Genomic DNA, 24,720 nt, shown 5'->3' with positions numbered 1-24,720 from the left:
GGCCGTAACGGCGAAACGAGGTAACACAATGGATGCAGCTGTCGCACAGCTTTTTACGGGATTGAGCCTCGGCTCGATTCTGCTACTCGCCGCGCTGGGCCTGTCGCTGACCTTCGGTCAGATGGGTGTGGTCAATATGGCGCACGGCGAATTCATCATGGCCGGTTGCTACACGACTTTCGTGGTGCAGCAGATTGTTTCGTCGACGGGTGTGGCGTTGATCGTCTCCCTGTTCGTCGGATTCCTGGTCGGCGGCCTGCTCGGCGCGGCCCTGGAAATGGGTCTCATCCGATGGATGTACGACCGGCCGCTCGACACCCTGTTGGTCACCTTCGGTGTCGGCCTGGTGCTACAGCAGGCGGCCCGCAATATCTTCGGCGCGCAGGCCAAGAACGTCGATATCCCGGAGTGGCTGACCGGCGGTCTCACCATCGCCGGAACGGTGGTGCCCAAGACGCGCATCTTCATTCTGGTGCTGGCGGTGAGCGCGGTCGTGGCGCTGGCCATCGCGTTGAAGGCGACGCCCATGGGTCGGCGCATTCGAGCCGTGGTGCAGAACCGCAGCCTCGCCGAAACCTCCGGCATCTCCAGCCGTTTCACCGATATCGGCACCTTCTTCATCGGGTCCGGCCTGGCCGCCGTCGCCGGTGTCGCGCTCACCCTGATCGGCTCGACCAGCCCCACCATCGGGCAGAGCTATCTGGTGGACGCGTTCCTGGTGGTGGTCATCGGCGGGCTCGGGCAGATCAAGGGCACGGTCATCGCCGCCTTCGGCATGGGCCTGCTCAATTCGTTCATCGAATACTCCACCACCGCCTCGGTCGCGAAAGTCATTGTCTTCGTGGTCATCGTGGTGTTCCTACAGGTGCGCCCGCAGGGGCTGTTCACCGTCCGCACCAGGAGCCTGGCATGAGTACAGTCCAGCGTCTCAGCGCGAATTCCTCGGTCAAGGCCCTGGCGGGGTTCGCCGTCGCGGCCGTCCTGCTCTTCGGCGTCGCCCCGGTGGCGCTCAGCGACTTTCGATTGAGCCTGCTGGCGAAGTTCCTGTGCTTCGCCATCGTGGCGGTCGGCATCGGCCTGGCCTGGGGGCGCGGCGGCATGCTCACCCTCGGGCAGGGCGTGTTCTTCGGTCTCGGCGCGTACATCATGGCCATGCACATGCAGATGGCCGATGCCGCGCGCCTGGGCGAGGACGTGCCGGAGTTCATGGTCATCGCCGGTATCCCCGAATTGCCTTCGTACTGGCAGCCTTTCGCCTCGGCTCCGGTGGCGGTACTCGGCATTCTGGTGGTGCCCGCACTGCTCGCCGCGGCCCTCGGTTTCGGGGTGTTCAAGCGCCGGGTCAAGGGCGCGTACTTCGCCATTCTGAGTCAGGCGCTGGCGGCCGCGCTGGCCATTCTGCTCACCGGGCAGCAGACCATCGGCGGCTTCACCGGGCTCAGCGACTTCCGGTCCTTCTTCGGCTTCCGACTCGACGATCCGGTGAACCGGCGCATGCTGTTCTTCATCGCGGCGGGCGCGCTGCTGGCGGTGGTGGCCATCGCGCGCCAGCTCATGCACAGCCGCTACGGCGAATTGCTGGTGGCCGTGCGGGATCAGGAGGAGCGGGTGCGCTTCCTGGGCTACGACCCGGCCAATATCAAGATCGTCGCCTATGTGGTGGCGGCGTTCTTCGCGGGTATCGCGGGTGCGCTGTTCACGCCGATCGTGGGCATCATCTCGCCCGCCGATATCGGAGTGGTGCCCTCCATCGCCTTCCTCATCGGCGTCGCGATCGGCGGTCGCACAACGCTGTTGGGTCCGGTGCTGGGCGCCATCGGGGTGGCGTGGGCGCAGACCACCTTTTCCGAACAGTTCCCGTCCGGGTGGACCTATCTCCAGGGTGTGCTGTTCATCGTGGTGGTCGGCTTCCTGCCCGCCGGGCTCGCCGGATTCGGGCCGCTGGCTCGGCAGTGGGCGCAGCGCTGGCGACCGACGCGCGATCCCGCCCTGACGGGATCCGCGGCGATCACCGCGTCGGTGCTGTCCACCGGCGCGCCGGTCGATCGAACCACGACGGAGGAAGCGAAGGTGCGGGCGCGATGACCACTCCCGAACCCAAATTCGGCGGCAATGCCGGAATGGACAGCGAGTACCTCGAAATCCGGGGACTGTCGGTCAGTTTCGATGGCTTCAAAGCGGTCTCGGAGGTGGATCTCACCGTCCTACAGGGTGATCTGCGCTTCCTCATCGGACCCAATGGCGCGGGCAAGACGACGCTCATCGACGCCATCACCGGGCTGGTCCCCGCGACCGGCTCGGCGCGGAAGTCGGGCGTCGAGCTGATCGGCCGCAAGGTGCATCGGATCGCCCGGCTCGGCGTGGGCCGCACCTTCCAGACGGCGAGTGTGTTCGAGCAGCTCACCGTGTTGCAGAACCTCGATATCGCGGCCGGGGCGGGGCGTTCCGCGCTGACCCTGCTGCGCAAGCGCGCATCGGTGCTGCCCGCCATCGAAGAAGCTCTGGAGACAACGGGTTTGACCGCGCTGCGGGACAAGCCCGCCGGAATTCTCGCGCACGGACAGAAGCAGTGGCTCGAGATCGGCATGCTCCTGGTGCAGAACGCCTCGGTGCTGCTGCTCGACGAACCCGTCGCGGGCATGAGCACGGAGGAGCGGGAGGAGACCGGAAACCTGTTGCGCCGCATCGGCGGTGAGCGTGTGGTGATCGTGGTCGAACACGATATGGACTTCATGCGCGCCTTCGCCAGCTCGGTGACGGTGCTCGCCGGAGGCCGGGTGCTCAGCGAGGGCACCGTCGAACAGGTACAGGCCGATCCGAAGGTGCAGGAGGTGTACCTCGGCACCGCCGCGGCGGGTGAGCTGCCGCCCGTGGCCGACACCGAGGGTTCGATCGATCTCGAGGAGGCGCGCTGATGTTGGAAATCGCCGATATTCGTACCGGTTACGGCCGCACCGAGGTGATTCACGGTGTCTCGCTGACGGTTCCCGACGATGGCGTGGTCGCCGTCATGGGCCACAACGGAGCCGGGAAGACCTCGCTGCTGCGCGCGGCGGTAGGGCTGCTGCCGACCAAATCGGGGCGAATCACCTTCGACGGCAAGGACATCACCAAGATGGCCCCGTCCGCGCGGGTGCGGCACGGACTCGCCTATGTGCCGCAGGGACAGCAGTCCTTCGGGCAGCTGACCACCATGGAGAACCTCCAGGTGGTGGCCGATGGGCGCAAGCGCGGCAAGGAGCTCGTCGCCGAAGCGCTGGATCTGTTCCCGGCCCTGCGAGAGCTGCTGTCCCGCAAGGCCGGTCTGCTCTCGGGCGGCCAGCGCCAACAGCTCGCCATCGCCCGCGCGCTGATCACCGAGCCCAAGCTGCTCATCCTCGACGAACCCACCGAGGGCATCCAGCCGTCGGTGGTCGCCGAGATCGAGCGCACCATCATCGATCTCACCCTGCGCGGTGGATTGAGTGTGCTGCTGGTGGAACAGCACATCGGATTCGCCCTGCAGGCCGCACAGCAGTACTACGTGCTCGCCTCGGGCCGGGTCACCTCCTCCGGGGCGGGTGGCGCGGGGGCCGAATCCGCCGTCCGCACGGCCATGGCCATCTGATCGGACCGAGCGATATGGCGCGCAGGGGGCGCATACCGTTGTCCGAACGGGTGTATCGGGCGCTGCAACGCGACCTGGCGGCCGGGGTGCTGGTACCGACCGAACGACTCGGCGAGGAGCGCCTCGCGGAGATCTACGGCGTCTCCCGCACCCCGGTCCGCGAGGCCCTCGCCCGCCTGCTCGCCGATGGACTGGTCGAGCGACATCCGGGCGGGCTGTACCCGTACCGGCCGCGCCTGGACGAACTCGCCGACCTCTTCGAACTCCGAATCCTGTTGGAATCGCAGGGCATTCACCGCGCTCGACGGCTCGAACCCGCGGACGAGCAGGGTGTCTCGGTCGAGGGAGGAGGCACTGGCGGACCATCCGCACCGGCCGCGCCGTCTCCGTCCTGCGCAGCCCCGGAACCCGCAGCGCCACCTCCGACCTTCTCGGCCGGGAAACCGGCCGCGCCACCCCCGTCCTTCGCGGTCCGAGAGCCTGCACCGCCACCTCCGACCTTGGCGGTCCGAGAACCCGCCCCGCTGCCCCGGCGGCACGATGCGGCGATACTCGATGTCGAATTGGATATCTGGCGACATCTGCGGTCCCACCCACCCGCGGCGGGGGCCGAACTCATCGCCGCGGACGAGCGCTTCCACCTCCGCGTTCTCGCGGCCTCCGGGAACGCGGCCCTCGCCGACGCCCTGGGCACCGTGCACGCCCGCGTGCGTCCGATCCGCGCCCTCGATATGCCGACGCCCGAGCGCATAGCCGCCATGACCGCCGACCACATCGCGATCGCGGAGCAGCTGCTCGCGGGCGATCTGGACCATGCGCTGCGCAGTCTGGTCGCACACATCACCATGTCGCGCGACCATGTGCTGGCACGGGCGGAACACGCGCTGCGCCTGACCAAACTCGCCCGGGCCCTGCGCGACTGACCGCACGGGTTGTTACCGAGTGGTACGCCGTGGCTGGGACAGTTTGTTAGCGTGAGGCATGGTGTCGAGTGAGCCGCGTATCGCCCCTGGTCGTTTCAAGGAGTTGGGGCCCGTCAATTGGCTTGTCTGGCAGGTGCTCTCACGCGCGGCGGGCACCGACGACGCCCATCTGTTCAGCACCCTGGGGCGGACCAAGGGCCTGTTTCGCGGCTGGCTGCACTACTCGGGTCGGCTCATGCCCGGCGGCAAGTTGCCCCGCTTCGAGACCGAGCTGGTCATCCTCCGGGTAGCCCATCTGCGCGCCTGCGAGTACGAGACCGACCACCACATCCGGCTCGGCAAGCGCGCGGGCATCACCCCGGAGATCCTGGACCGGCTGCGCGAAGGCCCCACGGCCGACGGCTGGACGCCGAAGCAGCGCGCGCTGCTCATCGCGGTCGACCAACTGGTCACCACCCGCGATCTCGACAATGCCGCCTGGAACGCGTTGGCGGCGCACTACTCCGAGGCCGAGCTCATCGAAATCGTGCTGCTGGTCAATCAATACGAGGGGCTGGCCAGCACCATCACGGCACTGCGCATCCAGCCCGACCACTGAAGTCGATACCCGGAGTTCAGTACCGGCTCAAAAAGGCGTCCGCCGCTTCGAAAGTCGCGTCCGGGGACTCCAGTTGCGGCCAGTGGCCGATGCGGTCGAGGGTGACCACATCGGCATCGGGAACTATCTCGCGATAGCGCGCCGCCATCTGCGCGCCCGAATTCGGGTCCAGCGGCCCATTGATCATGCGCATCGGCACCACGGCTTTGGCGAGCGGCTCCACCCAGCGGTCGCGATACTGTTCGCGCTCGACGGTGAAGCGGCCGACCTTGTGATTGACCCAGCGCCCGTGGCGATACTCGATGATGTCCTGGAAATCCCGCATCTCGGCCTCGGACGGTTTGGTATCCGGTCCGAAGACCTCGCGCACGGCGGCCCGTAGCAGCGGCGGCGGCAGCAGTGGTCCGAGCACATTGCCGAAGGGCGAGGACAGGATTCGCTGCACCACGCGCGGCCGGTAGACCTCGGGGAACAGACCGCCATTGAGGAAGACCACCGCGCGAATTCGCGGCAGCGTGGTGTCGGTCATGCGCCGCGCCAGCATCTCCTGCACGACACTGACGCCCAGATCGTGCGCCAGTACCAGCACCTCGTCCACGCCTTGGGCGCGCAGCAGCGCATCGTGCATATCGGCGTGCTCGAGCACGCTGTAGTGATGTCGAATGGGCTTGTCGGAGAATCCCATTCCGAGCATGTCCGGCGCGATCACGTCGTAGCGCGCGGTGGCCCGGAACCAGATCCGGTGCCAGTCGAAGGAATTGAACGGATAGCCGTGCACGAGCAACAGCGGCGGTCCGTTACCGGCCCGCCGGTAGAACACGCGATATCCGGAGCACGGGAAGAACTTTCCCGCTGCCAGCCAATTTTCGAGTTCGGTCCGCAAGACCCCTCCAACCGCTGTCTCTGGCGAATGTATTGCACCGCACCGGCTCCGAGGCGGGCAAGGGGATGTGAGAAGTCAGACGGTTCGCGGTTTTCCGGTACACGCGGGGCGCGCGTGCGGGACCATGCTGACGGTTTCAGCGCGAGGATTTCTCGATGAGGCTCTCGAGTCCGTCCAATACCCGGGCGAGGCCGAAGCGGTAGGCGTGTTCGGCGCTGTAGGCGCTGTCGTGGGCCTGTCCGGCGGCCGCGCCGACCCGCGCGCCGAGCGGGAAGCGTGCTTCGTCGAAGACCCGAGCCAGCACCGGCGCCGCGCGCTCCCACCATTCGTGGTCGCTCATACCGCTGTCCGCGGCGGCGCGCTGGGTGTCGATCGCTATGCGCGCCACCGAGTTCACGAAACCCAGCACATAGGTGAGGGCCGAGTCCATTTCGAGGTCGGTGAGGCCGAGGCCGTCGAAGGCGCTCAATTCGTGTTCGTACTTGACGGCCACGCCGGGGCCCAGCGGCGGGCGGGTGGTCGGCAGGTAGGCCACCCAGGGGTGGCGGTCGAACATCTCGCGATTCTCGGCCGCGATGGCGCAAACCCTGTCGCGCCAAGGCATTCCGGTCAGATCGGTACGCGGCATCCGCTGGTACACGGTATCCAGCATCAGGTCGAGCAGCTCCGCCTTGCCCGGCACATAGGTGTAGGTGGCCATGGGCGTGAGGCCCAGCTTCGCCGCGACCGAGCGCATGGTGAGCGCGCTCAGCCCCTCGGTATCGGCGATCTCGATCGCCGCGGCCACCACGGCGTCCACCGTGGTGCGCTGTTTGGGGCCGCGTACCGAGCCGCCCTGTCCGGGCTCGCGCCAGAGCAGCTCCAGGGTGCGGGCGGGATCCCCAGCACTGGACCGCTCGCTTCCGGCCCGCTTTTTCTCGCTACGACCTGCACGTTCGCTCAACTCGCACCTCTCCTCCGCCCCGATCGTATCGGTGTGACGCGCGTCATGATGCGCGGCCTCGGGAATTTCCGTACAAAGTACAGCGTACTAAGTATAGAATTAAGTGGCACGCCGAGGAGGGCCCATGAAAATCACCGCTTCCGCCATTTCCCTGAACGTGCCCGACCCGCGGGCGTCGGCGCGGTTCCTCATCGACCACTTCGGCTTCGCCGAGGAGATGGCCGCCGAGGGCTTCGTCTCGCTGTCTCGTCCCGACGCGGGGTTCAACATCATCTATCTGCGCACCGGCCTGGGCACCTTCAAACCGGAGCGCATTGCCGGTAGCGCGGGCCAGGGTCTGCTCGTGGTCTTCGTCGTCGAGGACATCGACGCCGAGTACGAGCGGGTGCGCGGCGAGGGCGTGGAGATCGTGACGCCGATCGAGACCGAGGAGTGGGGCGAGCGCTACTTCCAGGCCCTCGACCCCAACGGCGTCGTCGTCCAACTCGTGCAGTGGGTCTGACAGCAATCGCTTCGACGAAGGAGAGACCATGACAACCATGCCCCAGGCCAGCGACTTCACTCCCAGCCCGGCCGATATCGACAGCGTGCTGGAATGGTTCGCCCGGTACGACGCGTACGCGAAGAACCGGGATATCGAGGCCATGGCGGATACGGCGATGTACCCGCTCAACGAGGTCACCGATGGGCGCGCGGAGTCCTGCACCCGCGAGCAGTACGTCGCCCAGCTCACCGAACAGCTCGGCGGCGACGGCGATATCGAGATGACCTCCACTCGCACACCGCATTTCGTGAACGAGAATCTGGTCTTCGTGATCACCGACGCCACCATCGCCGTCGGCGACTTCAGTCAGCGGGTGCGCTACGGCGATCTGCTGGTGAAGTGCGACGGCGACTGGAAGTTCCAGACGATGGTGCAGGGCGGCTGGGCCGAATGAGACGACCGGGGCGGCAGGGCGAAAACCCCTGCCGCCCCGCGATATTCGACTCGATTCCGCGGCCGCCCGACCCGCGCCTCAGCTCAGCGCGGCGCGGAACACCTGCACCGCCGGTGTCGAGGCGCGACCGAGAAGCTTCTGCAGGTCGCCGCTGTCCACATCCAGAATGCCGGTGGCGATTCCGGCGTCGGCGTCGGCCAGCGTCTGGGCGTAACCGGCGGGGAGACCGGCCTTTTCGAGGACGGCGGCGTACTCGGCCTCGCCGAGGTTCTGGTAGCGCACCGGCTTACCGGCGGCCTCGGAGATCACCTGCGCCAGTTCGGCATAGGTGAGGCGCTCGTCGCCGCCCAGTTCGTACACCCGCCCGGCGTGGCCGTCGGTGGTGAGCACCTGCGCCGCCGCCTCGGCGTAATCGGCCCGGGCCGCGGCCGCCACCCGGCCCTCGCCCGCCGCGCCGTACAGCACACCGGATTCCACGGCGTGCGCCAAGCCGCCGGTGTAGTTCTCCCAGTACCAGCCATTGCGCAGCAGCACATGAGGCACCGTCGCCTCGGCGAGGACGGCCTCGGTGCCACGATGCTCCTGCGCCAGAATCAGTTCGTTGCGCTCCGCGTTCGGAATGCTGGTGTAGGCCAGCAACTCCACCCCGGCGCGCTCGGCCGCGCGAATCACGGTGGTGTGCTGTTCGACTCGCTTGCCGAACTCGTTGCCCGAGACCAGCAGCACCCGGTTCACGCCCGCCAGCGCACGGTCCAGTGCGGCCGCGTCGTCGTAGGACGCTTGGCGGACCTCGGCCCCGCGCTCGGCGAGATCGGCGACCTTGGCCGGATCGCGCACGATGGCGACGACCGGCTCCCCCTTGCGCAACAGCGCCTCGACGACGAGACGACCCAGCTGACCACTGGCTCCGGTGACCGCAACGGTCATGACTACCTCCAGGTTCGGGAATGAACTGCCCTTTCGATCTGTACTAACTAATAGTAAGTACAAGCTATTCCCGCAATACGAGAGCAGGCGGAAGGATGAGTAATCTCGACACCATGAGCACGCGGCACAAGGATTCGCCGGAGACCGACCCCACGCTGGAAGCCGACGTCTTCGCCCGCGACTGCGCCTCGCGCCCGGTGCTGCAGAATGTGGCCAGCCGCTGGGGTGTGCTCGCCCTGGCCGCACTGCGCGAGGGCCCCTACCGGTTCTCCGCCCTGCGCCGCCGCGTCGACGGCATCAGCGAGCGCATGCTCTCCCAGACGCTGCAAGCGCTGGAACGCGACGGCATGATCCACCGCGAGGTGCAGCACTCCATCCCCCCGCACGTCGAGTACACCCTCACCGACCTCGGCACCCGGGTGGCCGACCAGCTCGTCGGCCTCATCCAGATTCTCGAATCGAATATCGACACCATCGTGGCCGCCCAGGACGCCTACCGCCGGGACTGAGCCGATAACGAAAACGGCCCGGCGGCAAGCGAATTCGCCTGCCGCCGGGCCGTATCCCGATCGACGATCAGAAGTTGATCATGTGCCCCGCGAGGCCGTGGATGGCCTCCTGGAGCGCCTCGCTCAGCGTCGGGTGGGTGTGCACATTGCGGGCCAGCTCGTTGACCGTGAGATCCCACTTCTGGGCCAGGGTCAGCTCGGGCAGCAGCTCGGAGACATCGGGGCCGATGAGGTGGCCGCCGAGCAGTTCGCCGTACTTGGCGTCGGCGATGAGCTTCACGAAACCGGTCGGGTCGCCGAGGCCATGCGCCTTGCCGTTGGCGGTGAAGGGGAAGGTGGCGACCTTGACGTCGTAGCCCTCGTCCTTGGCCTGCTGCTCGGTGAGGCCGAAGCTGGCGACCTGCGGCTGGCAGAAGGTGGCGCGCGGCATCATGCGGTAGTCGCCCAGAGTCTGGGTCTCGGCGCCGCCGATGGTCTCGGCGGCCACCACGCCCTGCGCCTCGGCGACGTGCGCGAGCTGCAGCTTGGCGGTGACGTCACCGATGGCGTAGATGTGCGGCACATTGGTGCGCATGTGGTCGTCGATGGCGATGGCGCCGCGATCGGTCAGCTGCACGCCGGTGTTCTCCAGGCCGTAGCCCTTCACCCGCGGCGCGAAACCGACGGCCTGCAGGACCTTGTCGACGGTCACGACCTCGACATTGCCCGACTTGTTGTCCTTGATGGAGACGGTCACCTTGGAGCCGTCGTCCTCGATGGACTGCACCGACGCACCGGTGGTGATGGTGACGCCGAGCTTCTTGTACGCCTTGGTGATCTCCTTGGAGACATCGGCGTCCTCGTTCGGCAGGGCGCGGTCCAGGAACTCCACGATGCGCACGTCGACGCCGTAGTTCTTCAGGACGTAGGCGAACTCCATGCCGATCGCGCCCGCACCGACGATCAGAATCGAGCCCGGCAGGTCGCGGGTGAGGATCTGCTCCTCGTAGGTGACCACATTCGCGGAGAGCGAGGTGCCCGGCAGCAGCTTGGTCTCGGTGCCGGTCGCGATGATCACGTTGTCGAACGTGATGGTCTCCGTGCCGCCCTTGGTGAGCGCGACCTCGAGGGAGTTGGGGCCGGTGAACGAACCCAGACCGTCGAACTCGTCGATCTTGTTCTTCTTCATCAGGAAGTGGACGCCCTTGACGCGGCCGTCCGCCACCTTGCGGCTGCGATCGAAGGCGGCGCCGAAATCGAACTTCGCCTCCCCGCTGATGCCGAAGGTCTTGGCCTCCTTGGTGAAGATATGAGCAAGCTCCGCGTTACGCAGCAGCGCCTTGGACGGGATGCAGCCCACGTTCAGGCACACGCCACCCCAGTATTTCTGCTCGACGATCGCTGTTCGCAGGCCGAGTTGAGCGGCACGAATCGCGGCGACGTATCCGCCGGGGCCCGCGCCGAGAACGACGACATCGTAGTGGGAAGTCACGGCTTCGAGCCTAACCCCGCGAGCGGAACCGCACGCAGCCGATCCCCCTCTGAGGTGAGATCTCGCACACATCATGCGGACCGCTCGGTCAGGGGGAAATGGTGGCGGCATCGCGCGAGCAGCCCGCGCCACCACTTCCCCCTGATCTCGCGGTGACCGTAGGGTGGGCGGGTGGCGTCTGGGGTTCTCGGTTCGATCGATGGGACGACGTCCAGTCAGCTGATTCGGTTGGTTCGGGATACCGCGCTGCGGGTGGGGGTCGCGCCGACGCGGGTGGCGGCGGTGCATGGCACCGACGACGCCGTGTTGGCGGGGGAACTGAATCGGATTCCGCTGGCGTCGCTGGTGCGACTGTGGGAGATGTTGGCGGAGCAGGGAACCGGGGCGGGCCTCGCGGTCGCGCGGGCGGCGACGCTCGGAACGCTCACCACCTGGGACTATCTCGTGACAACCGGACCGACGCTGGCCGATTCGCTGCTGTCGGCGCAGCCGTATCACCGGTTGGTGACCGCGGCCAAGGAGGGGTTCGACCTCACCCACGACCATGATCTGACCGTCGGATTCCGCACCACCGCGGGCGATCCGGCGGCGGTGGCGGTGATCAACGAGTACGTGCTCGCCTACTATCTGCGGCGAGCTCGTGAAGCGACCGGGCGGCACGTCGTGCCGACGCGTATCACCTTCGCGCATGCGGCGCCCCGTGATCACTCGGTGCTCGTCGACGCGTTCGGCACCAACAGCATCGAATTCGACGCTCCCGCCGACAGCATCACCTTCGCCGCCGCCGATGCCGCCGCGCCGCTCCCCCGCGCCGACCCCATGCTGGGTGACCTGCTGCGCAGCCACGCCGATCTGGTCCTGGCCTCCGCCCGGCCCATTCCCGGGCCGCTGGAGGCTTTCCGAATCGCCTTGTCCGCCAGCATCACCCAGGGCGATCCGGCGCTCGGGACGGTGGCGCGCCGCCTGGCAATGAGCCCGCGCACCCTGCAACGTCACCTCGCCGAACACGGCACGACGTGGCGACAGGAGTTCGATCTGGCGCGCTACGAGCAGGCGCGCGCACTGCTCGCCGAGAACCGCCTCACCACCGCGGCCATCGCCACGCGGCTCGGCTTCACCGACGATCGCGCGCTGCGCAAGGCCATGCGGCGCTGGAGTGGGACGTCGGCGTCACAGGTGCGGGCGGATCTGGCCGTCGGCTGACGTGTCGCGTTCGGACCGGGTGGTGGCGGCCGCGGACCTGGGAAGGGGGTTCCCGCCGCAATAGTGTCGGTGGCATCGGATCGAGAGATTCCGCAATCAGAGGAAAAGGATTGTGCGCCATGACTGTTCAGCCCACCACCACCCGTGAGATCGTGCTCGCCAGCCGCCCGGAGGGCGCGCCCACCGGCGCGAATTTCGCCCTGGTCGAGCGGGAGCTGCCGGAGCTCGCCGAGGGGCAGGTGCTGGTTCGCAACACCTGGATGTCGGTGGATCCCTACATGCGCGGTCGGATGGACGATCGGCCGTCCTACATCCCGCCGTTCCAGGTCGGCGAGGCCCTGGAGGGCTCGGCGGTCGGCGAGGTGATCGCTTCTCGCGCAAGCGGAATCGCCGTCGGAACCAGTGTCAGCCACTTCGCGGGATGGCGCGAGCACGTGGTGTTGGACGCCGAGGCGGTCACCCCGATCGACCCCGAACTCGCCGCGCCACACCACTACCTCGGCGCACTCGGCACCACGGGACTCACCGCCTACGCGGCGCTCACCGACGTGGCTCCCGTCCGCCCCGGGGACACGGTGTTCATCTCGGCCGCCGCCGGTGCGGTGGGCAGCGTCGCCGGGCAGATCGCCAAGGCGCTCGGCGCGAGCCGGGTGATCGGCTCCGCAGGCGGGCCCGCGAAAACCCAACTGCTGCTGGAGGAGTTCGGCTTCGACGCGGCCATCGACTACCGGGCCGGGGATCTGGCCGGACAGCTCGCGGCGGCGGCTCCGGACGGTATCGACGTCTACCTCGACAGCGTGGGCGGCGAGCACCTCCGCGTCGCGGTGGACGCCATTCGGCCCTCCGGGCGGATCGCCCTGGTGGGTGCCATCAGTGGGTACAACGGCGCGACCGGCGAGGCGGGTCCGGACCTGTACCGCGCCGCCACCAACGAGGTGACCCTGCGCGGCATGCTGGTGAACAGCTACTTCCCGATCTTCGGCGAGTACATCGCCAAGGCCGCGGCCTGGTTGGCGGACGGGACGCTGCGCACTCGCGAGACCGTCTACGAGGGGCTCGATCAGGCACCGGCCGCATTCCTCGGGGTGCTGTCGGGTGCCAATACCGGCAAGATGCTGGTCCGCCTCTGAGGGAGTCTCGGCTCCCGGCCTCGTGCCCCGCTCCGTTTCGGAGCGGGGCACGCCGGTGTGACTACGCGCGCCAGACCTGGATGGCGGCGCGGGCGAAGTTGCCGTGGAAGAGGGCGGTGCGTTCGGCGGCGGTGAAGCCTCTGCGGGTGAGGACCTCATCGAGGGTGGGGATGTCGTTGTCGCCGAAGAGATCTTCCGGGGGCGTCCACTGGAGGGGGCCGTAGCGGGTGTAGTCCTCGGAGAAGTTCTCCGGGGCGGCGGCGATCTCGGCATTGAACTGGTCGCCGTCGAAGGAGTAGTCGGAGCCGACGCCGATGTGGTCGACGCCCACCAGCTCCACGCCGTAGACGATGTGGTCGGCCATGGCCTCGATCCGAGCGGCGCGGTCGCCGGGATCGTTGTGGCCCAAGAAGATTCCGACGCCGTTGATGCCGATCACGCCGCCGGTGTCGGCGCAGGCGCGGGCCTGGTCGTCGGTGATATTGCGCGGATGATCCCAGAGCGCGGCGAAGTTCGAATGGCTGTAGATCATCGGGACGCTGGTGATCGCCGCGATATCGAGGCCGGTGCGGACCGAGCAGTGCGAGCCGTCCGCGAATACGCCGACGGCATTGAGGCGGCGCACCAGATCGCGGCCGTGCGCGGTGAGGCCGGTGTCCTCCTTGTCGAGGCACCCGCAGCCCGCCGGGTTGACGTGGTTGTAGGTCGGCAGCAGCGAGCGGACGCCGAGGTCGTGGAAGAGTTCGACATTGTCGAGGTCACCACCGAGCGGGCCGGAATCCTCCAGATCGAAGGCCAGCGCGATCCGCCCCTCCGGCGCGGTATCGGCGACCGTCTCCACCAGACGAAAACGACCATCCGCCAACGCCTCTCGCCGGAACTGCCGCGCCAATGCCAGCGCATCCTCGGTCGACTGCGCCGAATACCCGATATTCACCGACATGTAGGTGCCCAGCGGATACCGCGCCAGCTCCGCGATATCGGCCGTCGGCAACAAGGGCAGACAGCAGTGTTGTTCCCACAGCCGCGGCGGCAATCCGGCACCTCCTCCTGACGACGAGCATCCTGGCGGCGATCCTACGGGCCGGGCACCGGCCCCATACGGCACCGCCCTCGGCAACAATGGGGCCATGACCGGTGTCGAGGAGAGCGTGACGGATCCGTATCTGTGGCTCGAGGAAGTGACCAGCGAACGAGCCCTGGACTGGGCGCGCGAACACAATGACGTGGTGGTGGAGCTGTTCGCGTCCTCGCAGCGCTTCACCGAGTTGGAGTCGCGCATTCTCGCCATGCTCGACACCGACACCCGCATCGCCTATCCGGGGCGGCGGGGCAGCTGGCTCTACAACTTCTGGCGCGATGCCGAGCACCCCAAGGGGCTGTGGCGGCGCACCACCTTCGCCGAGTACACCAAGGACGAGCCGCGGTGGGAGGTGCTCATCGACCTCGACGCGCTGGCCGAGGCCGAGGACGAGAACTGGGTGTGGGGCGGGGCCGCGGTGCTGCGGCCGGAGCAGTCGCGCGCGCTCATCAGCCTCTCGCGCGGCGGGGCCGATGCCAAGGTGGTGCGCGAATTCGATATCGACACACAGGCGTTCATCGCGCCCGAGGACGGCGGGTTCCATCTGCCGGAGGCCAAGTCCGAGATTCGCTGGATCGATATCGACACCGTGTACGTGGGAACGGATTTCGGGCCGGGATCGCTTACCGACTCCGGATACCCGCGCATCGCCAAGCGCTGGGAGCGCGGCACGCCCCTGGAAGAGGCGCGGACCGTCTTCGAGGGTGAAGCCACCGATGTCGCCGTCTCCGCCGGTTACGACCGAACACCGGGCTACGAAAGGCATTTCGTCGGGCGCGCCACCGACTTCTTCAACGAAGAGGTGTATCTGCTGGAAGCGGATGGGTCGCTGCGGCATATCGACGTGCCCACCGACGCCTCCGAATCCTGGTACAAGGAAACATTTCTGGTGCGGCTGAAGTCGCCGTGGGAGGTGGGCGGGCGCACCTATCCGGCCGGTGCGCTGCTCGCCGCCGATTTCGAGGAATTCCTCGGCGGCGCACGCGATTTCGAGGTGCTGTTCGAACCCGACGCGCACACCGCGCTGCACGGATACGGGTGGACCGAGAACCATCTGCTGCTCATCACCCTCGAGGATGTGCAGACCAAGCTCTACGTCATGACGCCCGGGCCGGACGGCTGGGTGCGCGAACCTCTCGCCGACGCGCCGCCCATGGCGACGACCAGCGTCATGAATCTCGACCCGCTCGAGGGCGGCGACGAATTCATGCTCTCCACAAGCGGTTTCACCTCACCGACCACGCTGCTGTCCGGTGCGGTCGGCGGACCCACCGCACTGCTCAAGAAGGAGCCGGAATTCTTCGACGCGGCCGGGGTGGAGACCGAGCAATTCTTCGCGCGCTCCGACGACGGCACCATGATCCCGTATTTCGTCATCCGCCACCGTGATCGCAAGGGCGCGCCGGGGCCGACGATCATGTCCGGGTACGGCGGCTTCGAGGTCTCCCGCACGCCCGCGTACAGCGGAGCCTCCGGTATGGGCTGGCTGGAGCGCGGCGGCACCTGGGTGATGACCAATATCCGCGGCGGCGGTGAGTACGGCCCGCAATGGCACACCTCCGTGCAGAAGGCCAACCGGCACAAGGTCTACGAGGACTTCTCCTCCGTCGCCAAGGATCTCGTGGCGCGCGGCATCACCACCCACGATCAGCTGGGCGCGGTGGGCGGCAGCAATGGCGGACTGCTCATGGGCGTCATGCTCACCCGCTACCCGGAGCTGTTCGGGGCCATCGTGTGTCAGGTGCCGCTGTTGGATATGAAGCGCTACCACCTGCTGCTGGCGGGGGCGTCCTGGATGGCGGAGTACGGCGATCCGGACAAGCCGGAGGAGTGGGAGTACATCAGCAAGTACTCGCCGTACCAGAACACCCGCGCCGACGCCGCCTACCCGCCGATCCTCATCACCACCTCGACCCGCGACGACCGGGTGCACCCCGGGCACGCACGAAAGATGGCCGCGCTCTTGGAATCCCAGGGGCACCCCATCTGGTATCACGAGAACATCGAGGGCGGACACGGCGGCGCGGCGGACAACAAACAGTCGGCGTTCCAGGCGGCGCTGATCTTCGAGTTCTTCACCCAGCAGCTCATGAAGGGGTAACCCAACTCTCGGGGGCTCTCGGGGGCTACGCCCCCGAACCCCCAGATCCAATGGCGAGGGACCTGACACCAATCGCGAGCGCCTCCCACCGATCGCGATGGGCCTGACACCGATCGTTAGGGGCCTCCCGCCAACGCGAGCGCACCCCGCCGATCGCGGGAGCCTCCCCGCCCGGGTCTCTCAGCGGTCGCGGAGCCACTTCTCTATGCGGTCGACGGTGGAGCGGGAGTCGGGGATCCAGCCGTTGTGGCCCAAGGGTTCCGGGTTGCGCCATCGGGTGATGTCGGCGTTGGGGAGTTTCTCCAGCAGGTGCTCGGCCGAGCCGGGTGGGGTGAGGTCGTCGCCCGTGACGGTGATGGACAGGACCGGCAGCTTCAGTCGGCCGATCCGCTCCTCGTAGTCGATATCCGCACCGGCGGGTTCGAATCTGCCGGTGCGGGCCAGGCGCGCCCAGTCGTTGATGAGCACCTTGGACTGGCGGCCGAAGCCGCCGACGGTCAGCCGGTGCCCGGGCCAGAATCCGGCGAGATTGGCGGTCAGCGACGCCGCCGCGGTACCGAGCAGCATTCCGGGACCGGCCGGGCCGGGATAGCCGCGGTGATAGGGCGTACCCGAGGCGATCAGGATCAGCCCGCCGAGCCGCCCGCGAATCCGCGCCGCGTACATCACCCCGAACTGCCCGCCCATACTGTGCCCGAGCAGGTAAGGCGTCGAATCCGGAAACCGTTCCCGCACAACCTCGAACATGGCCGGAAAGTCCACCGACACCAATTCCTGATACCCGTACGCACTGGCCGGACTCGGCTTCGGCCGACTGTCCCCATTGCCCCGCAACTCCAGAATCGCGGCATCGAACCCCCGCCCCGCCACATCCCGCGCGAACCACTCGTAATAAGCCCCCGGAACCCCCAACCCCGGCGTGATCACCACCACCGGGCGCGGCGCGTCCGGCGTGATCGCATGCCTGTGCGTCCCCTCCGCCGCCACCAGCCGCACCGGCACGGTAGTCCCATCCGGCATCTGAATCGGCACAGTCTCCATGAGCCCGAACGCTACCGCCCCGAGGGGTCGATCGAATGACGCGGCAGCACCCATGCCGCACCCGTCAAGGGAAGCAGCCGAACGCAACCGCTCATCATGCGTTCGGGGAAGCGGCTGAACGCAACCGGTCATCACGCGTTCGGGGAAGCGGCTGAACGCAACCGGTCATCACGCGTTCGGTGAAGCGGCTGAACGCAACCGGTCATCATGCGTTCGGGGAAGCGGCCGACCGCGCCCCACCATCGCGGGCGTTCGCGGAAGCGGCTGAACGGTATCCGCCATCGCGCGCGTTCGGCACGTACGACGGAACCGCTTGGGCGACATCACTCGTGGGCCAGACTACGACCGCAAGCTCATCCCCCTGATAATCCTTGCCACCGACCACGCAGCCAGCGCGAACGCACGGGGTCCGCAGTCGGAGTCCAGGTGCTATCCGCGACCGGCGACCGGTCACCCGGCGCGGCACCTGCTGAGCGGCCGAGGCCACGCGGACCGGAGACGACAGCGCGGCATGCTCCCAGCCGTGGCGGGCTTACCCGCGCGCCACCGAGCAGGTGCCGTCGCGCGGAGTTCAGTTGTCGTGATAGCGGTTTCGGAGTTCGGGCCACTTGCGCGGGCGGTAGCCGGGGCCGTCGCCGCAGCAGCCGCAGCGGGAGTGGAAGTTCAGGCCCGCGTCGAGGACCGCGGTGAGGGCGCGCCAGCCGGAGTTGTCGCGCCGCGGCGGAACGGCGAGGTTCGTGCCCGCATCGCGCATGGGCTGGTCGCACTTCGGGCAGGGGTGACGTGGATTGCCCTGGTTGACAGGCTGTTTCACCGATGCCCGGCACTCGGTGCACACCAGATGCGTACTGCGGATATTCCCCCACATGGGTGCACCGTATCGCCGAGACGCGTTCGCCGCCACCGGATATCACGTCATCGAGTCGGCCCGGGCGAGGCAGCCGAGTCCGCACGCCCGCAGGGGCGGTGCCCCCATTTCCGGGGCGGGCGTGCGGGAAAGCTCAGGCGGAGACCGCGCCCATGATGATGCGGCGTAGGACGCGGATCACGTCGTCCAGAGGCGGGCGCGGGTCGGAGCCGCTCCAGGCGTCCACGACGTAGTTGACCGCGCCGATAATGGCCAGGACGCGCATTTCGTAATCGCCCGGGGGGATTTCACCGTGCATGGCGGCATCCTCGGCGGCGCTGGCGAGTAGGGCTCCCCAGGCGCGGCGCAGTTCGAGCCGGAACTTCTCGACCTTGGGGCCCGCACCGACGACCTCGACCAGGGCGACCCGGGCCTTGCGGGGGTCGCGGCCGATGGACTCGATATAAGCGCGCACGGCGGCGTCGATGATGTCGATGGCGCTCGCCTCGGAATGCTCGGCGATGGTGGCCGCCACCGCATCCCGGGATTCCCGGTCGATCTGTTCGTACAGCTCGAGTAGCAGCGATTCGCGCCCGGTGAACTCCTCGTAGAACTGCCGAGAGGAGAGTCCGGCGTCCTTGCAGATGGCACCGACGGAGCTGTTGGCGTAGCCGTCGCGTGCGAACACCGTCAGCCCGGACTCCAGAAAACGCGCACGTCGCTGCCGCTGCCGGTCTTCTACGGGCTGCCCGGCGTACATTCTTCCCGCGTTCGTTTCCTGAGACATTGCGCCAGACAATACCGAAGGGGCCGATCCCCTCGTCATGGATCGGCCCCTTCGTTTGCACCTTCGGTATACCGCGCGATAGCCGAAAGTTGGCTCAGTGAATCGGGCCAGTGCGACCAGCCCAGCGGCAGTCGGGAATTGGCAGGGGAACTGCCGGGGTTCGTCGCCCGAGCCCGGGGGGTGACTCGTACGCCGTGTCGCATTGGCCCGAAGATCACTGATCGTTTGCCGCTTCACACAATACCGAGCGGCCGCTTCCAACGGAATACTTTTGGCGGATTTTCCTAGAATTTATTACTTCGATGTTCAGGAGCACCCACTCGGAGCCGCGGCCCCGGTCTCCGGACCGAGCCCTCGGCGGTCTTCTCGGCCTCCGCGCAGTAGCCGAAAGATGGCGATTGCCCGATTACTTCGCCGAGCCGCTCGCCGAACCGGATGTCAGTAGCTTCAGGATGGTTTGGACGAGGACATCCGAGAGGAAGTCGGCCATGGTCGTGCTCCGATCGAAAGATGGTCGCCAGCACTTGTCACTGGCTGTTTGCCATCGGGACGATACCCAGCGCCCAGCGACCGTGCAGGGCTTTTGAAGGAAGTTTCTAGGACATTTTCCAGCCCGTTCCCGACCGGCCGCAACGGCCCGTAGATCCGGCAGATCAGCCACGAAATCGACGCCGCGATCCAGCGTTCCCGCCCCATCCGACGGCACCGCTGCCCGAAATTTGCCAGTGGGTATCGGCTGAATCCCGCACCCGCCCCGCCGATTACGGCGGTACCGGGGCGCAGGGCGCGCGCCGATATCGGCAGCCGACCGCCGCCCCCTCACAGCGCGGCGGTCGACTGCCACCCCCTGCGTGGCAGCTGTGACCCCCGCCGATCACTTTAGGCAGCGTTCCGACGGCGTATGAAGGATTCGAATCATCTTGATGCCAAGCGATTCTCGAATGTGATCAGCTGTTCAATTCCCGCTACTTTCAGTTCACCGATCCGCGCCGCGGCAGCCGGAACCGGCGGCGGGCTGGCTGACCAGCCCGCCGCCGACCCTTCTCGAACTACCGCGTGGGCGCGGCGGCGTAGCCGAGCGGGCGGGTCGTGAACGCGCCCCGCCCCTGGGTGCGGCTGCGCAAACGCGTCGCGTAACCGAACACCTCGGCCAGCGGCACGGCCGCCGTCACCACCACGACCCCGGTCCGGGAGACCGAATCGCGGACCCGCCCGCGCCGGGCCGCCAGATCACCGAGCACCGCGCCGACATAGTCGTCGGGCACCGTCACGGTGAGCTCGGCGATCGGCTCCAGCAGCTGCATCGCGCTGGCGCGCAAGGCGTCTCGCACGCCCAGCCGAGCCGCCGTCCGGAACGCCAACTCCGAGGAGTCCTTGGTGTGGGTCATACCGTCGGTCAGGGTGATGCGCACACCCGAGACCGGATGCCCGCCCAGCGGACCGGTGGCCAGGGCGTCCCGGCAGCCCGCCTCGACCGCTCGAACGAACTCGGCGGGCACCCGCCCACCGACCACCGTGGAGCCGAATTCCATGCCCGGTGCACCGGGATCGGCGGGATTCAGCGGCTCCACATCGAAGACGATGTGCGCCCACTGCCCCGAGCCGCCGTCCTGTTTGGCGTGCCGGTAGACGAAGCCGGATACGCCGCGCAGCACGGTTTCCCGGTACGCCACCTGCGGTCGGCCGACCGTCACCTCGATGCCGCGCTCGCGGCGGATCTTCTCCACCGCGACCTCGAGATGCAGCTCGCCCAGACCGGAGAGCACGGTCTGACCGGTCTCGGCATCTGTCCGGACGACGAGCGACGCATCCTCGTCCGCCAACCGCGCCAAGGCCACCGACAGCCGCTCGGAATCGGCGTTCACCCGAGGCTCCACCGCGACCGACACCACCGGCTCCGCCACCGTCGGCGGCTCCAGCAGCACCGGGGCGTCCGGAGCGCACAGCGTCGCGCCGACCCGCGCCTGTTTCGGACCGACCAGCGCGACAATGTCTCCGGCGACGGCCTGGTCCACCTCCTCGTGTCGGTCGGCCTGCACCCGCAGGATGCGGGCGACGCGCTCGCGCCGCCGCGGTCCGGCATCCACCACGGTGTCGCCCTTGCGCAGCGCACCCGAGTACAGGCGCACGAAGGTGAGACGACCGGTGGCGGTCGCGTGCACCTTGAACACCAGTGCCGCAAGCGATTCCGTGGGATCGGCCGTGCGGGTGTCGGTGCCCTCGCCCACCGCTGGACGGTCCAGCGGGGACGGCAGGTAGGCCACCACGGCGTCGAGCAGCGGCTCGATACCGCGGTCACGGTAGGCGGCACCGCAGAGCACCACGACCACCTCACCCGTCAGGGTCAGGTCGCGCAGTGCACCGGTCAACGTCTCCTCGGAGAGTTCGGCACGCTCGCAGAACTCCTCGAACGCGGCCGAATGCCGTTCCGCGACAGCCTCTTCCAGCTGGCGGCGGCGCAGTGCGGCGGTGGCCGCGAGGTTCTGGGGCACCGGCAGCTCGGCCGGGCCGTCATCACCCCACACCAACGCGCGCATGCCAACGAGGTCCACTACACCGGTGAAATCGCCCTCGGCCCCAATGGGCAGTTGGACGACCACCGGCACCGGATGCAACCGCTGCCGAATGGATTCCACAGCTCGGTCGAGATCCGCGCCCGCGCGATCCATCTTGTTGACGAACGCGATACGCGGCACCCCGTAGCGATCCGCCCGCCGCCACACCGATTCGCTCTGCGGCTCCACACCGGCCACGGCGTCGAAAACCGCTACGGCGCCGTCGAGTACGCGCAGCGAGCGCTCCACCTCATCGGAGAAATCCACGTGTCCGGGGGTGTCGATGACGGTCAGCCGGTGACCGTTCCACCGACAGCTCACCGCCGCCGCGAAAATGGTGATCCCGCGATCGCGCTCCTGGGAGTCGAAATCGGTGACGGTGGTGCCGTCGTGCACCTCGCCGCGCTTGTGCGTCGTGCCGGTGAGGTACAGCATCCGTTCGGTGACGGTGGTCTTGCCCGCATCCACGTGCGCGAGAATGCCGAGATTGCGGACGACGGCCAGGTCTTGTCGAGAGATGGTGGTACGCATGGTTTTTCAGCCCTTCGTGCTGATCCGAAATACAGAACAGCGCGATTTCCCGGGACGGGGAGCCGCCGATGCGGCGGCACGCGAACGACCTTCGAGGTCGTGTAGGAAACGCCCGGGTACTCAGTACCGGCCGCGCAGCCGGTACCGGACCGGCGAAGACACCAGGATCACCTCGAACCGCGAGCGGGTAGCGACGGTGCGCGTTGCACGCATGTCCGGCTCCCTCCTGGTTCGGTGTTCTGGGAACGAGCCCCGACCTGTTGATCGGGGCTCGCGGCGAGGAGAGCGGAGGTGCTGGGCTTAAGAGAACTTAGAAGGAAGCGCCCCCATGGCCTCGCCGCTGCCCACCGTAGCAGTCACGCCGGAAGTACGTCACTCAGATTTTCGAGCGTGAAAGCCGTTGCGCCGGTGGGCAGCCCCTCCGGCCTGGTCAGACCGAGGAAGGTCACCGGCGCAGTGAGCGGCTGCCCGTCCCACAGCTCGACGTCGTGCTCGGCCTCCAGCAGCGAGACCAGGTAGCCGATCCGCAGGTACTCCCGCTCGACCATGCCGCGCACCAGGTTCGAGGTGTTGAGCCGATTGCCCTCCACCCGGTTGAACTGCGGCAGGCCCGCCAGGTACAGGTGCAGCCACTTCGCCCGCCAGCGACCATCCTCACCGCGCAGGAAGACCAGCGGCAGCGCCACCCGGCTGGGGCCGCGCAGGTCCGACTTCATCCGCACGGTGCGCGGCTCGTAGGGGCGGCCGAGCTGGTCTGCCGCACGCGTCATGAATCCGAAGAAGGACTCCTCGACCTCGTCGAAGCCCTCACCCCGGTAGATGTTCACCTGCGGAATCACGCAGCGCGAGCGAACCTTTCGCAGATTCACGTCGATGAACTCCGACGCACCCTCCGGAGCCGAGGTGATATCGCCCGAATGCCGACCGCCCATGGCGGTGAGGTTCGTGTACGACAACCACTTCGGGTGGCTGTAGTCCGAATCCAGCAGCAGCGCCGACAGATCGAAATCGGTGGTCAGCCGGTGCTGCTTCCAGTAGACGAAGAAGCGCAGCAACTCGCCCTCCACCAGCGAGACCGAGCCGCGCGGCAGCATTCCGAAACCATGCCCGGTCGCCTTGCCGCTCAACGGAAGTGCGACACCGAGAATATCGGGGTCGACCACCACCGGGCCGGTGACCGACAGGCGGCGGCGCACCTCGTCATCGAGCAGGCTGCGCAACCGCTCCAGCACGGCGGCGTCGATGGCGGGCCGGGTATCAGGAACGACCCGGCCGCGACCCGACCGGTTCGCGAACACCCGTCGGCGGCGCGGGCCACGACGATTCTCGACATGCTCGCGCAGCGACAACACCACTCGGCCCGAGACGCCCGCGAGCGAGTTCCGCACCGCGGCGAGCACCGCATCCTGTTCCGCCGCGGTCGAGCACGAGCGCAGCAGCCGGTCCACCGCGCGCGACAGCATGCCGGGCGCGCCCTGGAGCACCCGTGCGACTCCTTCGATATCGCCGCGACCGAACAAGTCCTCGACGCGCGCGGCGTACGAAGGGACCGCGCGCTCACGCCGCGCGACCGCGAAAACCTCTGCGGCATGGGGCCACTGCGGGAACTCGTGGGGATGCAGGCGTTCACCGAGACGCTTCCAGCGCTCGCGATACAGGCCGACATCGCCCAGCTTGGCGGGGTTCTCGGCGATCATGCGGTCCAGTCCGGCCAGCATGACTCGACGGACCGGGCGGGGCAGCGCCTGATACCGGGTCGGCTCGCGCATGGTGACGTCCCCGCCGAACATGGCGGCCGCCAGGCGGAGCACATCGGTGGGATCGGCCAAGAGCGGTTCCTCACCGACCATCACGCGCACGGCATTGACGACGGCCCGATTCTCCCGGACCGGAATCTCCTGGGGCTGTGCGCCTTCGGTGCAGTAGTAGGCCAGGGTGCGCAGGTCCGCCAGGTCCTGGTCGTTCATGGGAGTCGTCCGGCCCGCCATGGCCAGGTACACGTCCTCGGCCTCCGCCAGGAGCGCACGTCCCGGGTGCAGCACGGTGATGCGGTCGGCGACGCTCTCGATCAGAGCGGGCTGGGCCTCCAGCATGTCCTCGTAGGAATGCTGGTACCGCCCGTAGGTCGGCAGTTCCAGGAGATTCACCCCGCCGTACATGTACACGGGGCCGAAAGCCTTGTGCAGACAGGACAGCCAGAACTCCATGGTGTTCGGCACGCCCCGTGGGAAGTCCATGAAGTAGACATTGTGCTCGACGTGATCACCGACCAGCTTCCGCACCGCGGACAGCACCCGGGCGGCGGTATCGAGGACGAAGCCCTCCGCGCACAGCGACAGATCGAGCAGCAGATCACGAGAGAGCTTGAAGCCCACCGACATCAGCGCGGCATCCAACTGGCGCGCCGCCGCCTCGCCGTCCCCCGCCGGTCCGTCCGGCAGCGGCACCCGCAGGGTGCGCCGGATGACCAGCTCTTCCAATTCCCAACTCACGCAACGAGCATGGCTCGAGGGCGGGGAGCGGGTACAGCGAATTACAGTGGGCTGCTTCGGAAACGAGTAAAGCCCCCCAGCGGTGCTGGGGGGCTTTCTCGAATGATGTTCCGGCGGTGTCCTACTCTCCCACACCCTGTCGAGTGCAGTACC

At 67.7% G+C, this 24,720-nt stretch carries 22 protein-coding genes; 12 read left to right on the top strand and 10 right to left on the bottom strand.

What is annotated here, in order from left to right:
• Positions 1 to 28 precede the first annotated feature (28 nt).
• Genes urtB through ACIBH2_RS13580 form a run of 6 tightly spaced genes read left to right on the top strand, consistent with a single transcriptional unit; the run spans position 29 to position 5,128 of the window.
• Positions 29 to 913, top strand: a complete 885-nt coding sequence (gene urtB / locus ACIBH2_RS13605) for an urea ABC transporter permease subunit UrtB (RefSeq protein WP_397117114.1) — start codon at positions 29 to 31, stop codon at positions 911 to 913.
• Complete coding sequence (urtC, locus tag ACIBH2_RS13600) at positions 910 to 2,085, top strand: urea ABC transporter permease subunit UrtC (protein WP_397117112.1); 1,176 nt, start codon at positions 910 to 912, stop codon at positions 2,083 to 2,085. Before urtB ends, urtC begins: the two co-directional genes overlap by 4 nt.
• The gene (gene urtD / locus ACIBH2_RS13595; protein ID WP_397117110.1) at positions 2,082 to 2,915 is read left to right on the top strand and encodes an urea ABC transporter ATP-binding protein UrtD; all 834 of its coding nucleotides are present in this window, start codon (positions 2,082 to 2,084) and stop codon (positions 2,913 to 2,915) included. Before urtC ends, urtD begins: the two co-directional genes overlap by 4 nt.
• Positions 2,915 to 3,607, top strand: a complete 693-nt coding sequence (gene urtE / locus ACIBH2_RS13590) for an urea ABC transporter ATP-binding subunit UrtE (RefSeq protein ID WP_397117108.1) — start codon at positions 2,915 to 2,917, stop codon at positions 3,605 to 3,607. Before urtD ends, urtE begins: the two co-directional genes overlap by 1 nt.
• Before the next feature lie 14 nt (positions 3,608 to 3,621).
• Positions 3,622 to 4,530, top strand: a complete 909-nt coding sequence (locus ACIBH2_RS13585) for a GntR family transcriptional regulator (RefSeq protein WP_397117106.1) — start codon at positions 3,622 to 3,624, stop codon at positions 4,528 to 4,530.
• A 58-nt stretch (positions 4,531 to 4,588) separates the two neighbouring features.
• On the top strand, positions 4,589 to 5,128 hold the full coding sequence (locus tag ACIBH2_RS13580) for a carboxymuconolactone decarboxylase family protein (protein ID WP_397117104.1): 540 nt from the start codon (positions 4,589 to 4,591) through the stop codon (positions 5,126 to 5,128).
• Positions 5,129 to 5,144: 16 nt separating this feature from the next.
• On the opposite strand, the gene ACIBH2_RS13575 is transcribed toward ACIBH2_RS13580, so the two are convergent.
• Both ACIBH2_RS13575 and ACIBH2_RS13570 read right to left on the bottom strand, forming a co-directional pair.
• Positions 5,145 to 6,011, bottom strand: a complete 867-nt coding sequence (locus tag ACIBH2_RS13575) for an alpha/beta fold hydrolase (protein WP_397117102.1) — start codon at positions 6,009 to 6,011, stop codon at positions 5,145 to 5,147.
• A 136-nt stretch (positions 6,012 to 6,147) separates the two neighbouring features.
• Positions 6,148 to 6,954, bottom strand: coding sequence for a TetR/AcrR family transcriptional regulator C-terminal domain-containing protein (locus ACIBH2_RS13570; RefSeq protein ID WP_397117100.1), 807 nt, complete (start codon positions 6,952 to 6,954; stop codon positions 6,148 to 6,150).
• A 124-nt stretch (positions 6,955 to 7,078) separates the two neighbouring features.
• On the opposite strand from ACIBH2_RS13570, the gene ACIBH2_RS13565 reads away from it, so the two are divergent.
• Both ACIBH2_RS13565 and ACIBH2_RS13560 read left to right on the top strand, forming a co-directional pair.
• On the top strand, positions 7,079 to 7,456 hold the full coding sequence (locus ACIBH2_RS13565) for a VOC family protein (protein ID WP_397117098.1): 378 nt from the start codon (positions 7,079 to 7,081) through the stop codon (positions 7,454 to 7,456).
• 28 nt (positions 7,457 to 7,484) lie between these two features.
• The gene (locus tag ACIBH2_RS13560) at positions 7,485 to 7,892 is read left to right on the top strand and encodes a nuclear transport factor 2 family protein (protein ID WP_397117096.1); all 408 of its coding nucleotides are present in this window, start codon (positions 7,485 to 7,487) and stop codon (positions 7,890 to 7,892) included.
• A 78-nt stretch (positions 7,893 to 7,970) separates the two neighbouring features.
• On the opposite strand, the gene ACIBH2_RS13555 is transcribed toward ACIBH2_RS13560, so the two are convergent.
• Positions 7,971 to 8,819: an SDR family oxidoreductase gene (locus ACIBH2_RS13555; protein ID WP_397117094.1), complete on the bottom strand. Its 849-nt coding sequence runs from the start codon at positions 8,817 to 8,819 to the stop codon at positions 7,971 to 7,973.
• Positions 8,820 to 8,932: 113 nt separating this feature from the next.
• Between ACIBH2_RS13555 and ACIBH2_RS13550 the strand changes: the two genes are divergently transcribed.
• Positions 8,933 to 9,328 (top strand): winged helix-turn-helix transcriptional regulator, encoded by a 396-nt coding sequence (locus ACIBH2_RS13550; protein WP_397117092.1) that lies wholly within the window; start codon positions 8,933 to 8,935, stop codon positions 9,326 to 9,328.
• Between the two features lie 67 nt (positions 9,329 to 9,395).
• Here the strand turns inward: ACIBH2_RS13550 and lpdA are convergent, their stop codons facing one another.
• The gene (lpdA, locus tag ACIBH2_RS13545) at positions 9,396 to 10,799 is read right to left on the bottom strand and encodes a dihydrolipoyl dehydrogenase (RefSeq protein WP_397117090.1); all 1,404 of its coding nucleotides are present in this window, start codon (positions 10,797 to 10,799) and stop codon (positions 9,396 to 9,398) included.
• A gap of 171 nt (positions 10,800 to 10,970) precedes the next feature.
• Between lpdA and ACIBH2_RS13540 the strand changes: the two genes are divergently transcribed.
• Together ACIBH2_RS13540 and ACIBH2_RS13535 are read left to right on the top strand one after the other, a co-directional pair.
• Positions 10,971 to 12,002 carry an AraC family transcriptional regulator ligand-binding domain-containing protein gene (locus ACIBH2_RS13540; RefSeq protein WP_397117088.1) on the top strand — a complete coding sequence of 344 codons (1,032 nt, stop codon included), beginning with the start codon at positions 10,971 to 10,973 and terminating at the stop codon, positions 12,000 to 12,002.
• A gap of 119 nt (positions 12,003 to 12,121) precedes the next feature.
• The gene (locus tag ACIBH2_RS13535) at positions 12,122 to 13,132 is read left to right on the top strand and encodes an NADP-dependent oxidoreductase (RefSeq protein ID WP_397117086.1); all 1,011 of its coding nucleotides are present in this window, start codon (positions 12,122 to 12,124) and stop codon (positions 13,130 to 13,132) included.
• A 61-nt stretch (positions 13,133 to 13,193) separates the two neighbouring features.
• On the opposite strand, the gene ACIBH2_RS13530 is transcribed toward ACIBH2_RS13535, so the two are convergent.
• Positions 13,194 to 14,168, bottom strand: a complete 975-nt coding sequence (locus ACIBH2_RS13530) for a dipeptidase (protein WP_397117084.1) — start codon at positions 14,166 to 14,168, stop codon at positions 13,194 to 13,196.
• Positions 14,169 to 14,262: 94 nt separating this feature from the next.
• Here ACIBH2_RS13530 and ACIBH2_RS13525 point away from each other — a divergent pair, with 94 nt between their 5' ends.
• Positions 14,263 to 16,314 (top strand): prolyl oligopeptidase family protein, encoded by a 2,052-nt coding sequence (locus tag ACIBH2_RS13525; RefSeq protein WP_397117082.1) that lies wholly within the window; start codon positions 14,263 to 14,265, stop codon positions 16,312 to 16,314.
• A gap of 180 nt (positions 16,315 to 16,494) precedes the next feature.
• Here ACIBH2_RS13525 and ACIBH2_RS13520 read toward each other — a convergent pair whose 3' ends face one another.
• From ACIBH2_RS13520 to ACIBH2_RS13500, 5 genes are all read right to left on the bottom strand, one after another.
• Entirely contained in the window at positions 16,495 to 17,355 is an 861-nt protein-coding gene (locus ACIBH2_RS13520) for an alpha/beta fold hydrolase (protein WP_397117080.1), read from the bottom strand.
• 571 nt (positions 17,356 to 17,926) lie between these two features.
• A complete protein-coding gene (locus tag ACIBH2_RS13515) occupies positions 17,927 to 18,223 on the bottom strand; it encodes a hypothetical protein (RefSeq protein WP_397117078.1) in 297 nt (98 codons plus the stop codon).
• A 133-nt stretch (positions 18,224 to 18,356) separates the two neighbouring features.
• Complete coding sequence (locus ACIBH2_RS13510; RefSeq protein WP_397117076.1) at positions 18,357 to 18,989, bottom strand: TetR/AcrR family transcriptional regulator; 633 nt, start codon at positions 18,987 to 18,989, stop codon at positions 18,357 to 18,359.
• 1,049 nt (positions 18,990 to 20,038) lie between these two features.
• Positions 20,039 to 22,075, bottom strand: coding sequence for an elongation factor G (fusA, locus tag ACIBH2_RS13505; RefSeq protein ID WP_397117074.1), 2,037 nt, complete (start codon positions 22,073 to 22,075; stop codon positions 20,039 to 20,041).
• A gap of 356 nt (positions 22,076 to 22,431) precedes the next feature.
• A complete protein-coding gene (locus tag ACIBH2_RS13500; protein ID WP_397117072.1) occupies positions 22,432 to 24,567 on the bottom strand; it encodes a TerD family protein in 2,136 nt (711 codons plus the stop codon).
• Positions 24,568 to 24,720 lie beyond the last annotated feature (153 nt).

Source organism: Nocardia sp. NPDC050406 (genome assembly GCF_044459025.1).
Lineage (GTDB): Bacteria > Actinomycetota > Actinomycetes > Mycobacteriales > Mycobacteriaceae > Nocardia.
Note: the sequence above shows the minus strand (reverse complement) of the source record. Positions and strands in the feature narration are given on the sequence as shown.